This window comes from Pseudomonas sp. R5-89-07, assembly GCF_003851685.1.
Lineage (GTDB): Bacteria > Pseudomonadota > Gammaproteobacteria > Pseudomonadales > Pseudomonadaceae > Aquipseudomonas.
In genome coordinates this window covers 4809529-4821633 of record NZ_CP027727.1, presented here as the reverse complement: position 1 = coordinate 4821633, position 12105 = coordinate 4809529, and the positions used below count along the sequence as shown (strand labels likewise).

General features: G+C 60.8%; 8 protein-coding genes and 2 tRNA genes. 2 read left to right on the top strand and 8 right to left on the bottom strand.

The window, feature by feature from the left end; all coding sequences use genetic code 11:
* Positions 1 to 8: 8 nt before the first annotated feature.
* The 4 genes from C4J94_RS22025 to C4J94_RS22010 form a co-directional block, all read right to left on the bottom strand.
* On the bottom strand, positions 9 to 1289 hold the full coding sequence (locus C4J94_RS22025) for a virulence factor family protein (protein ID WP_124388054.1): 1281 nt from the start codon (positions 1287 to 1289) through the stop codon (positions 9 to 11).
* Positions 1289 to 3931: a bifunctional lysylphosphatidylglycerol flippase/synthetase MprF gene (mprF, locus tag C4J94_RS22020; protein ID WP_124388053.1), complete on the bottom strand. Its 2643-nt coding sequence runs from the start codon at positions 3929 to 3931 to the stop codon at positions 1289 to 1291. The genes C4J94_RS22025 and mprF overlap by 1 nt, the downstream gene beginning before the upstream one ends.
* Before the next feature lie 279 nt (positions 3932 to 4210).
* Positions 4211 to 4287, bottom strand: a tRNA-Met gene (locus tag C4J94_RS22015).
* A 269-nt stretch (positions 4288 to 4556) separates the two neighbouring features.
* Positions 4557 to 4633: transfer RNA gene (locus C4J94_RS22010), tRNA-Met, on the bottom strand.
* A 278-nt stretch (positions 4634 to 4911) separates the two neighbouring features.
* Here C4J94_RS22010 and dinB point away from each other — a divergent pair.
* Positions 4912 to 5970 carry a DNA polymerase IV gene (gene dinB / locus C4J94_RS22005; protein WP_124388052.1) on the top strand — a complete coding sequence of 353 codons (1059 nt, stop codon included), beginning with the start codon at positions 4912 to 4914 and terminating at the stop codon, positions 5968 to 5970.
* 146 nt (positions 5971 to 6116) lie between these two features.
* On the opposite strand, the gene C4J94_RS22000 is transcribed toward dinB, so the two are convergent.
* From C4J94_RS22000 to C4J94_RS21985, 4 genes are all read right to left on the bottom strand, one after another.
* Positions 6117 to 7070, bottom strand: a complete 954-nt coding sequence (locus C4J94_RS22000; protein WP_124388051.1) for a hypothetical protein — start codon at positions 7068 to 7070, stop codon at positions 6117 to 6119.
* Between the two features lie 20 nt (positions 7071 to 7090).
* Positions 7091 to 8806 carry a proline--tRNA ligase gene (locus C4J94_RS21995; RefSeq protein ID WP_124388050.1) on the bottom strand — a complete coding sequence of 572 codons (1716 nt, stop codon included), beginning with the start codon at positions 8804 to 8806 and terminating at the stop codon, positions 7091 to 7093.
* A 122-nt stretch (positions 8807 to 8928) separates the two neighbouring features.
* Positions 8929 to 10461: an AmpG family muropeptide MFS transporter gene (locus C4J94_RS21990; protein ID WP_124388049.1), complete on the bottom strand. Its 1533-nt coding sequence runs from the start codon at positions 10459 to 10461 to the stop codon at positions 8929 to 8931.
* A 43-nt stretch (positions 10462 to 10504) separates the two neighbouring features.
* The gene (locus C4J94_RS21985) at positions 10505 to 10819 is read right to left on the bottom strand and encodes an MGMT family protein (RefSeq protein ID WP_256657733.1); all 315 of its coding nucleotides are present in this window, start codon (positions 10817 to 10819) and stop codon (positions 10505 to 10507) included.
* 193 nt (positions 10820 to 11012) lie between these two features.
* Here C4J94_RS21985 and C4J94_RS21980 point away from each other — a divergent pair, with 193 nt between their 5' ends.
* Positions 11013 to 12020 (top strand): DUF481 domain-containing protein, encoded by a 1008-nt coding sequence (locus C4J94_RS21980; RefSeq protein ID WP_124388047.1) that lies wholly within the window; start codon positions 11013 to 11015, stop codon positions 12018 to 12020.
* Positions 12021 to 12105: the final 85 nt, after the last annotated feature.

The window sequence follows — 12105 nt, the reverse complement described above, 5'->3', positions numbered from 1 at the left end:
TGTAGTGCTTACTCGGCTTTGGCCTGGTGCTTGACGATGATATCCACCAAACGCTTGGCCAGCGCCGGGTAGTTCTCGTCGAAGTGATGCCCACCTGGCAGCTTCATGGCTTCGCCTACGGCGGTCTTGTCGGTGCAGCCGCTCTCGTCGACTTCCTCGGCGCCGTAGATGCACACCACCTTGTCTGCTGGCAGCTTGGCCATTTCCGGGCCGGTCGCAGCTTCTTTGCCGGCATTGCCCAGCCAGCCTTCCACTTCAATTTCAAAGCTGCCGGTGCGGGCGAAGGCCAGCAGGATGATCGCGTCGACCCGTTGCTGCTCGTTTGCCGGCATGCGGTTGTAGATCGCCGGCAGTACGTCGGCGCCGAATGAATAACCGGTCAGCACGAAGCGCTTGGTGCCCCATTTCTGCCGATAGTGCTGCATCAGTTCGGTAAGGTCCTTGGCGCTCTGTTCCGGGCTCTTGTGCTGCCAGTAGTAGCGCAGGGTGTCGATGCCGACCACCGGGTAGCCGATCTTCGCCATCTCGCCGGCCACGTCGCGGTCCAGGTCGCGCCAGCCGCCATCACCGGAGAGGAACAGGGTTACCGTGTCCTTGGCCTGGCCTGCTGGCACTTCCACCACTGGAATCGCCAGGCCGCCGTTGTCCGAACCCACCAGTTGCTTGCGCAGTTCGTTGTTCAGGACCTGCGGGTAATGAATGTCGTAGTCGCTGATGCTGGTGGTGGCACGCGGTGTGTCGCGTACGAAACTGGCGCTTTCATCGTCAGGGTTGTCGTTCCAGGCCACCAGCCAATTGCCATGGGCGGTGGTTTTCGGCAGCGGGTCGTTGCAGCCTTCCTGTTTCAGGGCGAAGCCGACGGAGATGGCGTTGGCCTTGTCGTCGTTCTGGGTGGCCAACCAGCGCCAGGCAAGCGCGGCGCCAGGGCCGATGCCGCTGACCAGGGTCGCCGGGCCTTTAAGCTGGCCCAGGGCGCTTTGCAGCGCTTGCTCCTGCAGTTTGCAGTCTTCCTTGGGCAGGACCACCTGGACGATCTGCGCCGAGCCGCCCTGGCTCAGGGCGATCAGTTGGCTGTCGGTGAGGGTTTCGTCGGCCATCACGGCCACTGCCACGCGGGCTTTGGCCGTGCTGGCGGGGGTTACGCGGGTCATCACTGAGCCATCGGCCTGGGGCAATTGCTCCAGGGTCGGCTGTGGGGCAGGGCGGTTCCAGTACCAGTAGCCGCCGCCCAGGATCAGCGCGAGCAGCACTACAAAAGCCAATACATACCGCCAGGAGCGTCGAATCATCAGCGTTTCACCAATCCAGTCAAGCCGCCCGCGATCAGGGCGGCGGTGTCGGCCAGTGCCACCAGCGGATCAAGTCCTGCGGGCACGGCCATATAACGGGGTTCCCAGTCAGGCTGGAACTTGTCTTTGAAGCGGCGCAAGCCTTGAAAGTTATACAACTGCTCGCCGCGGCGGAACACCATCGAGCCCAAGCGTTGGGTCAGTGGCGCGCCACGCCGTGGTTGCAGGCCCGACAACGGCACCATGCCGAGGCTGAAGCGGGCGTAGCCGTGGTTCTTATAATGTTGAATCAGGCCGACCATCATGAATTCCATGGTCAGCTTAGGCGCGTCCGGGTGCGCGCGCATCAGGTCAAGACTGGCCAGGTCATGGTTGTACGTCTCGAGCAGGTTGGCGAAGGCCACCGGGCGCCCTTCGAAGCGAATGATCGCGATACGAAAGTGCTTGAGGTAGTCGTCGCTGAAGCGGCCCAGGGAGAAGCCTTTTTCGCGCACATTCTTACCGGTTAGCCAGGCGTCCGAGATAACTTTTAATTCATCCATCGGCGCCGTGCCCGGTTCGCAGATTTCCAGGGACAGGCCGTCCCGGGTGCCACGGTTCCAGGTGTAGCGCAGATCCTTCATTTCCTTGCCCTTGGCTTCCAGGTCAAAGCGCTTCAGATCGACACGGGCTTCTTCGCCCAGCTTGATCGCGGTGAGCCCGATGTCCATGTAGTACGGCAGGTTCTCGGCGCGCACTTGATAGAACACAGGGCGTGCGTGGTGGATGTCGCACAGGTCGCGGAACTGCCAGATCATCTCGGCGCGCGGCTGGGTCGGGCCGATCGGATCGTACAAGGCCACCAGGCTGCGCCCGCGACGGGCATACATCAAAAAGGCTTCATCGTTGGGGTGGAACAGCAATGCCTTGTCGCCGGTCAGCGCCAGGCCACCGTCCGGTTGCGAGGACGCCATCAGGATTTTGGAGGCGCGCTCGAGTTCTTCCGGGGTTGGCAGATGGATCACCGGGCGCGCGGTACGCAGCAGCCAGGTCAGCGACACGATCACCAGCAAAACGGCGGCACCCAGCAATGAGCGCAGGCCGCGCGGGGCGTTGGCATCGAGGGTGAATTGCCACCAGAGTTGATGGCTGTAGGGCACGTCCTGATAGGCAAACAGCAGCAGCCAGATCGACGCACCCAACACGCACACGCTGGCCACCAGGTACAGCGGCGAGAAGGGCAGTTCGGTCAAGCGGCTGGCGCGGTAGAAGGAGCGTCGGAAGATCGCCAGCAGCACGGCGGTCATGGTCATCAGGCTGGCTTCTTCCCAGTCGAAACCCTTGAGCAGCGAGAGCAGGGCGCCGACCAGCAGCAGCACCATGGTCAGCATCCAGGCGGCCGACAAACGCCGACGCAGGCCCTGGGCCAGTAACAGGCACAGCACGCCGATCAGGCTGGCACCGAAGTGCGAAGCGTCAATCAGGCGGTGGGGAATCAGGAAACCGATGTTTTCCAGGCGTGAATCGATCTCCGGCGTGGCGCCGGAAAACAGCAGGACCACGCCGGACAAAAAAACCAGTACGGCCAGCACCGGTGCTGCCAGGCCCGAGGCGACCCGCAGGCTCTGCTGAGTCTGGAACAGGCGCTGGGCCTCGTTGACCAACAGGAAGACACACGCGATCAGCAGCGGCAACACCACGTAGATCATCCGGTACAGCAGCAGGGCCGCCGCCAGTGGCGCGGCGCCGAGTTTGTCGGCGAAGGCCGCCAGCAGGATCGCTTCGAAAACCCCGACGCCTCCCGGTACGTGGCTGAGCACACCGGCGGCCAGGGCCAGCAGGTACACCAACAGGAACGGGCCGAACGGCGGTGCTTCGGGCAGCAGCAGATAAAGGACCGTGGCTGCGGCGGCGACGTCCAGTGCGGTGATGATCAACTGCAGGAACGTCAAGCGACGGCCAGGCAGGCGCAGGGTGCGACGCCCGGCCTTGACCAGCAGGTTATCCGGGTAGGGTTGTTCCGGCAGGCGACGGCGATAGATGCCGATGCACAGCATGGCCGACAACAGCAGCACCGCGCCGGCAACGCCACCGAGCAGGCTCTGCGGCAAATGCAGGTAGGTCGATGCGGCCGGCAAGTTGCTCAACGTGGCCAATGCGGCCAGTGGCGGCAGCGCGCAGCCCAGCGCCAGGCTGGCGAATACGGTCATGTGGGCGACTTCTGAAGCGCCAATGCCATGACGTGCATATAAACGGTAGCGCACCGAACCGCCCGAGAGCATCGACAAGCCTATGGCGTTGCCGATGGCAAAGGCGGTGAAGCCACCCAGTGCCAGCGTCTTGGCGGGCAGTGTCACGCCGGCATAACGTGCGCCGGAGAATTCATAGCCCAGCAGAATGATGAAACCGGCCACCGCTGCCGCAAACGCGCCGAGCAAGGCCGGCTTAGGCACCTCCAGGATCGAGTCGTGAAGGGCGTAGAGGTCGAGTTCCAACAACAAGTGTCGGCAGGCGATCAGGGCAATTGCAAACAGCAGCAGGGTAACGGCCAGGCCGATGGGCTGACGGTATTTGCTCAACAGATCCAGCCAACGCAAACGGGTGGGAGGGATCGGTTGTTCCGCTGTGACGGTGTCGTGTGGTTCAGACGAGTTGGCGCGCATCAATCACCTCGTGGATTGTGCGCGACAGGATGGAGGTATCCAGCCAAGTTACCAATCCCTATGGACAAAATAATTACAAATATTAACGCGGATCACCGAGTGCGGCGACTGCGGCCATTGGTCGTAGAGGGTAGCGCTTGAGCACTGAGCATAGCGTGCAATGAGATGGACTCTATAAACCGTCTACGGTTTCATGAAAGATGCCATGCCATTGTTTCAGAAGAACTTTTTTACCGGATACAAAAAAGGCCACTCTTTCGAGTAGCCTTTTTTGATGTTTGGTTGCGGGAGCCGGATTTGAACCGACGACCTTCGGGTTATGAGCCCGACGAGCTACCAGACTGCTCCATCCCGCGTCTGTGGGCGGCATTCTACAGTCCAGCGCCGAGGTGTCAACCGTTAATCAGCCGATGGCTCAAATTAGTGTGATTTATTCAAAATCAAGGCCTTGGCATCTCCCTGTAGGAGCGAGCTTGCTCGCGAAAAACTTCCAGATACCGCTGGCTACCTGAAGTGCTGCGTTATCGTTGACGTCTTTCGCGAGCAAGCTCGCTCCTACAAGGGGTGGGGTAAAAACAGGCGCGCACAAAAAAGGCCACTCTTTCGAGTAGCCTTTTTTGATGTTTGGTTGCGGGAGCCGGATTTGAACCGACGACCTTCGGGTTATGAGCCCGACGAGCTACCAGACTGCTCCATCCCGCGTCTGTGTGTCGGCATTCTACAGAGGAACGCGAGGGTGTCAACCCGAAAACTGAACAAAAGCGCTTGTGGTTCAATCGGTTAGCTCTCCAAGACGCGCGGCTGGGGGGCGCGGAGCCAGTCGGGCCAAGGCTTTCAGCTCTATTGGAAGGTTGAATTCGATTGAGAAAATAAATTCAGCTGCGATATTTCCTACCGCTCAGGCAGAAGATTCAAACTACTGGTGCTATATACAGGGGTGAATGCGATACTGGCCACCCGTTGGTTCACACCCCGTTTATATGACGCAGCGCAAAATCATCCACGTCGACTGTGATTGCTTCTACGCCGCCATCGAGATGCGCGATGACCCGAGCCTGGCGCAAAAGCCCCTGGCTGTCGGCGGCTCGGCGGATCGACGGGGGGTGATCGCCACCTGCAATTACGAGGCGCGGGCGTACGGGGTGCGCTCCGCAATGTCATCACGTCACGCGTTGAAGCTGTGCCCGGACCTGACCATCGTCAAGCCGCGCATGGATGCGTATAAAGAAGCGTCGAAGGAAATCCAGACGATCTTTCGCGACTACACCGACTTGATCGAGCCGTTGTCGCTGGATGAAGCCTACCTCGACGTCTCCGACAGCCTGCACTTTGGCGGCAGCGCCACGCGCATCGCCCAGGACATCCGCCGGCGCGTGTCCAACCAATTGCATATCACCGTGTCTGCCGGCGTAGCGCCCAACAAGTTTCTGGCCAAGATCGCCAGCGACTGGAAGAAGCCCAACGGCCTGTTTGTGATCACCCCGGACCAGGTCGAAGATTTCGTCTCCCAGCTGCGGGTGAGCAAATTGCACGGGGTCGGCAAGGTCACCGCCGACAAGCTGGCGCGCCTGGGCATCGAGGACTGCCTGCAATTGCGTGAGTGGAACAAGCTGGCGCTGGTGCGCGAATTCGGCAGTTTTGGTGAACGGCTCTGGAGCCTTGCCCGTGGGATCGATGACCGGGTGGTGCATAACGATAGTCGGCGCCAATCCATCAGTGTGGAAAATACCTACGATGTGGACCTGCCGGACCTTTCCAGTTGCCTGGCGAAGCTGCCCGAGCTGATGGAAACCCTGGCAGGGCGCATGGCGCGTATCGACAGCAGCTACCGGGCGGGCAAGCCGTTCGTGAAGGTCAAGTTTCATGACTTCACCCAGACCACCCTGGAGCAGGCGGGGGCAGGGCGGGACCTGGAAAGTTATCAACAGCTGATGACCCAGGCATTCAATCGTGGTGCAAAGCCGGTGCGGTTGCTGGGGATTGGGGTGAGGTTGCTGGATTTGCGCAGCGGCAATGAACAGCTGGAGTTTGCCTGGTAGAAACCGGGATTAAAAAATGTAACAGATCAAATGTGGGAGGGGGCTTGCCCCCGATTGCAGTGTGTCATTCAGTACATCTGACATTGACGCACCGCTATCGGGGGCAAGCCCCCTCCCACATTTTGATCCGCGCAAACCTTGAGAACTCAGCGTGCGCCAGGATCTGCAACCAATCGCCCTGCATCCTTGGCCAGGGCCTGCAAAAACTCCTGCTGCAGCTCCGGATCATTGCGCGTCAGTTCGATCAGGCTTTGTTCCAGTTCGCTGGCTTCTTCTTCCAGGCCCAGCTCCGAAAGGCGCTTGACCCGGTGCACCCACTGGCTCACTTCGTCGTCTTCAAGGTCGTCGTAGATCAGGCCATGGGCTTCCAGCAATTTGCCGCGCAGGGTGTTGCTGATTGCCAGGGTCGAGTCGGTGTGCACATCGTCCTGGCCGTCTTCCACGCTGATCTTCAAGGTGGTGACGCGGTTGAGGTCCTGCTCGGCAAATGGACTGTCCAACAGGTTCAGGCGCAGCACGCCGTCGCGGTCGGTGGTCAGGTCATGGGTCTGCTTGCCGGCGGTGACCTGTACCGGGCGCTCGCTCCACGGCAGGCTTGAGTATTCCAGGCGCTTGTCACGCTGGATTTCATCGATGCCCGCGAGGTTCTGTTGCGCACGGCCGTGGGATTGCACGTTCATGAACGGGTTGATGCCGTCCACGCCATAGCTCAGCCAATCGCGCGTCATGCTGGCAGGCAGGTTACCGAGGGCGAAGATATTCACCACATTGGCGCCCGCGCCAGCCACCAGGGCTACCGCCCCCAGGGGCATCTCATAGAGTTTGCGCCAGGGCTGATAGGGCGTGTAGCGGTCGTAACGCCGGGTGACTTCGAATTCGGTGACTTCAAAGGTCTTCTGCTCGTGAATCCGAACCCGACGTTGCGGCAGCTCCAGCACTTTGGGCTCGCCTACATCGATCTGCAGGCTGTGGTCGAGCAACTTACGCTCGACCCGCTCCTCGTGCTCACTGCGTTGCGACATCTGGTTGGCGCAGCCGCTGACCAGCAGGGCGCCGCACAAGGCGGCGCCCCCCAGGGCTCTGGTGTTTCGCTTGAACATGACTTCTCTTGATCTGGTTTTCAGCGACGAATACGCGCCTGAAGGAAAGACAGCACGTCAGCCACCGGCAACGGTTGGGCTTGGGCTTCGGTCCGGCTCTTGTATTCCAGATTGCCATCGGCCAGGCCGCGGTCACTGACCACGATGCGGTGGGGGATGCCAATCAGTTCCATGTCGGCGAACTTGATGCCCGGGCTGGTTTTCTTGTCCCGGTCATCGAGCAGCACTTCAAAACCGGCGGCCGTCAGTTCGCCATACAGTTTGTCGGTGGCTTCGCGTACTTGCTCGGTTTCATAGCGCAACGGCACCAGCGCCACCTGGAACGGTGCCAGGGCGTCGCTCCAGATGATGCCTTTCTCGTCGTTGTTCTGCTCGATGGCAGCGGCGACCACACGGGATACGCCAATGCCGTAGCAGCCCATGTCCAGGGTGATCGGCTTGCCGTTCTCGCCCAGCACTTCGCACTTCATCGCCTTGCTGTACTTGTTGCCCAGCTGGAAGATGTGCCCGACTTCGATGCCGCGCTTGATCTCCAGGGTGCCCTTGCCATCCGGGCTCGGGTCGCCGGCCACGACGTTGCGCAGGTCGGCCACGGTCGGAACCGGCAGGTCGCGTTCCCAGTTCACGCCGAAGTAGTGCTTGTCGTCGATGTTCGCACCGATACCGAAGTCGCTCATCAGCTCGACCGAGCGGTCGATGATGATCGGCAGCGGCAGGTTCAGCGGGCCGAGGGAACCGGCGCCGGCGCCAATGGCGTCGCGCAGTTCGGCATCGGTGGCCATGACCAGCGGGCTGGCCACGCCAGGTTGCTGGGCGGCCTTGATTTCGTTGAGTTCGTGGTCGCCACGGATCACCAGGGCGATCAGCTTGCCTTCTTCTTCGGCGCGCACGATCAGGGTCTTGATGGTCTTTTCAATCGGCAGATTGAATTTTTCCACCAGGGCCGCGATGGTCTTGGTATCTGGGGTGTCGACCAGGCGCAGCTCCTCGGCTGGCGCTGGGCGCGAGGTTTCCCGTGGGATGGCTTCGGCCTTCTCGATGTTCGCCGCGTAATCCGACCCGTTGCTGAACACGATATCGTCTTCGCCGGATTCGGCCAGCACGTGGAATTCGTGGGAACCGGCACCGCCGATGGAGCCGTTGTCCGCTTCAACCGGGCGGAATTTCAGGCCCAGGCGCGTGAAGATATTGCAGTAGGCCTGGTGCATGCGGTCGTAGGTCGCCTGCAGGGAAGCCTGGTCGGCGTGGAACGAATAGGCGTCCTTCATGATGAATTCACGGCCGCGCATCAAACCGAAGCGTGGGCGGATTTCGTCACGGAATTTGGTCTGGATCTGATACAGGTTCAGCGGCAGCTGTTTATAGCTGCTCAACTCGTTGCGCATCAGGTCGGTGATGACTTCTTCATGGGTGGGGCCTGCGCAGAAATCGCGGCCGTGACGGTCCTTGAAGCGCAGCAACTCGGGGCCGTACTCTTCCCAGCGCCCGGATTCCTGCCACAGTTCAGCCGGTTGAGTGCTCGGCATCAACACTTCCAGAGAGCCGGCGGCGTTCATTTCTTCACGAACGATGGCTTCGACCTTGCGCATCACCTTCAAGCCCATGGGCAGCCAGGTGTACAGGCCAGAGGCCAGTTTGCGGATCATGCCGGCGCGCAGCATCAGCTGATGGCTGATCACAACCGCATCGGAAGGCGTTTCTTTCTGTGTGGCGAGCAAATATTGACTGGTACGCATGGTAGGCCGTTGTCGGTTGCTTGGACTTGAAATGACTTGGGATTGTACGGGCGCGGGCTGCTGGAGTACAGGTATCAGAATGCAGAGCGTATGTGGGAGGGGGCTTGCCCCCTCCCACATTGTCAGTCCTCTGTTGGAGGGTTCAACCGAATGCGCCGGTTCTCCTGGAACCAGTGCAAGGCAATCAGGAACAGCGTCGGCACACCCAGCAGGCAGGTGATCATGAAGAAGTTGTGATAGCCGAACTTCTCCACCATCACCCCCGAATAGCCACCGATCAGGCGCGGCAGCAACAGCATGATCGAGCTGAGCAGCGCGTATTGGGTGGCGGAGAACTTCAGGTTGGTCAGGCTCGACAGGTAGGCGACGAACGCCGACGTGGCCAGGCCCGAACTGAAGTTATCCAGGGAAATGGTGACGATCAGCATCTGCAGGTCGGGGCCCATGTCGGCGAGCATCACGAACAGCAGGTTGGTGCCGGCCGAGGCCACGCCGCCGATGAACAGGATCGGCAGAATACCGAACCGCACGATCAACAGGCCGCCCATGCCGGCGCCAAGCAGGGTCATGATCAGGCCGAAGATCTTGCTGACCCCGGCAATCTGGTCCTTGGTAAAGCCCTGGTCGATATAGAACACGTTGGCCATCACGCCCATGACCGTGTCGGACATGCGATAGGTGGCGATCAACCCGAGCAGCAGCAGCGCCTGCCAGCGGTAGCGCAGGATAAAGTCGTTGACCGGTGTCAGCACCGGCGCCAGGCCACGGCGGCCCATGGCCGAGAGGCACAGGCTGGTGAGCAGGATATAAAGGATGGCGCGCAGGAATGCGCGGTCTTCCATCAGCAGTTCCCACAGGCTTACACCCTGGAACAGCACGCTGGCGAAATCGGTGTTGTACAGCTGGGTAAACATCGCCGGCACCGACACCAGCAACACGATCAGCACGAACACCGACACCAGCTGATGTACGAAGCTGTAGCGCCCGGCCTGCAGCTGGGTGCGCAGCGGCACGTTGGGTTCGCGCATGAACAGGCTGGTGAGCAGCGCCGGAATCATCAACACGCCGAACAGCACATAGGTGCCGGTCCACGCCGAGTGTTTATAGTTGAAACCGGTGGAGCCGAAGCCTTCGGCAAAGAACAGCGCACCGGCCGTGGCGAGCAGGGCGGCGATGCGATAACCGGACATATAGCTGGCGGCGAGGGCGGCCTGGCGGCTGTCGTCGGCGATTTCCAGGCGGTAGGCATCGACGGCGATGTCCTGGGTAGCCGACGCGAAGGCAACGACGACGGCAATAGCGATCAGCCAGGACAAGTGTTTTTGCGGGTCACAAAAGCCCATGCCGATCAATCCGAGGATCACCAGCGACTGGGCGAGCACCAGCCAGGAACGCCGGCGCCCGAGTTTTCCGAGCAACGGCAGGCGCCATTGGTCGAGCAGCGGCGACCAGACCCATTTGAAGGCGTAGGCCAGCCCGATCAGGCTGGCGTAACCGATGGTCTCGCGAGCAACACCCGCTTCACGCAGCCACACGGAAAGCGTCGAGAACACCAACATATAAGGCAGGCCGGCAGCGAAACCGAGCAACAACAGCACTAACGTCGAGGGGCTGGCATAGGCGGCGAGCGCGGCGCGCCAGGTTTTACGGGGCATGGGCTGGAGTCTGCCTCAGATTTGCGGAAACAAAGCGCGCACTCTAACCGCTGTGCTCTACCGGGCGCCAGCCATGGCGCTGAATATCAACGCGATTGTTCAGGATACTGACACCTTCGCTACGTAAACGCGCACGTTGTTCGTCACCTGAGGCGCTGCCCACCGGCAGACTTATCCGACCACCGGCACCCAGCACCCGGTGCCAGGGCAGTCGGGTGTCCGCCGGAAGCTGGCTCAAGGTACGTCCGACCCAGCGCGCAGCGCGCCCCAGCCCTGCCAGGTGTGCCAATTCGCCATAGCTTACGACGCAACCTGGCGGTACTTGCGCCAACGTCAGGTACAGCGCGGTGCGGCGCATGTCGGCGGGGCTCTGCGGGGTGTCGGCAGGTTCATTCACTGTGAGGCTATCCGTTGAGAACGTCGGAGTTTTTGTGAGAAACGTCTGTAAACTTGGCGGTGAGAATTGAACTCACTATAAATAGTTGAGTCAGTTCAGGCTATCTACGACGATAGCCCCTTCTTTTCGCCACCCCCGAGCCCCGTATCTGCTTATGTTGTCCAGAACCCTGCTGTGCCTCGCTGTCCTCAGTGCTTCCACGCCTTTGCTCGCCGATACCGTCTGGTTGAAGAACGGTGACCGCCTGACCGGCAAGATCAAAGTCTTCGACGGCGGCAAGTTGCTGATCCAGACCAGCTACGGCGGCGCAATCCCGGTTGACTGGAAACAGGTCAAAACCCTGGAGAGCGACCAGGAACTGCTGGTCAAACAGGACGCCTATACCGGTGAAAAGGCCAAGTCCCTCAAGGCCGCCGAAGATGGCAAGGTGGTGCTGGCCAACGGCGAAGCGCCCAAGACCGTAGACCTGGCCAGCATCCAGCAGATCATCAAGCCCAAGCCTGTGATCGAGGACCTGGTGTGGAAGGGCAACGTCGACCTGGCGCTGGACTACAAGCGCGCCGACAAAGACACCAACGACTACGATATCGACTTCAAGACCTCGGCCCGTCATGGCCAGTGGCGCCACACCGGCACGGGCGAATACAACCGCGAATTCCAGGACGACGTCACCACCACCGACAACTGGGCCCTGGAATACGACCTGGATCGCTTTATCACCGAGCACTGGTTCTGGCAGGGCCGCCTGACCTACAAGCGCGACAAGGTCGAAGACCTGGCGCGCCAGCGCACTGTCGGTACTGGTCCCGGCTATCAGTTCTGGGACGATGAACTGGGCGCGTTCTCCCTCGGCTCGCTGGTCAACCGCACCGATTACGAATACGCCGATGGCGGCAAGGACAACTTCTATTCCCTGGCCATGAAGTGGAACTACAACCGCTACCTGGTGGGCAAGACCGTTGAATTCTTTACCAACGGCGAACTGGGCAAGCCGCTGGACGGCCCGGCCGAGTATGCGCTGGATGCCGAGATGGGCCTGCGCTACAAGGTCACCGAATGGGCATCGCTCAACCTCAAGGCGGAGCGCGACGTCATCAGCGGCGACTCCGACAGCAGCCTGAGCAAGACCCGTTACACCGCAGGGTTTGGCGTGGCCTGGTAAAGCGGCGTCGAGCGCTCTGGCAACCTGCGCGGATATTGATTACCTTGTGTTGAGATCCATTCCCATATGCCATGGGCGGCGAAAC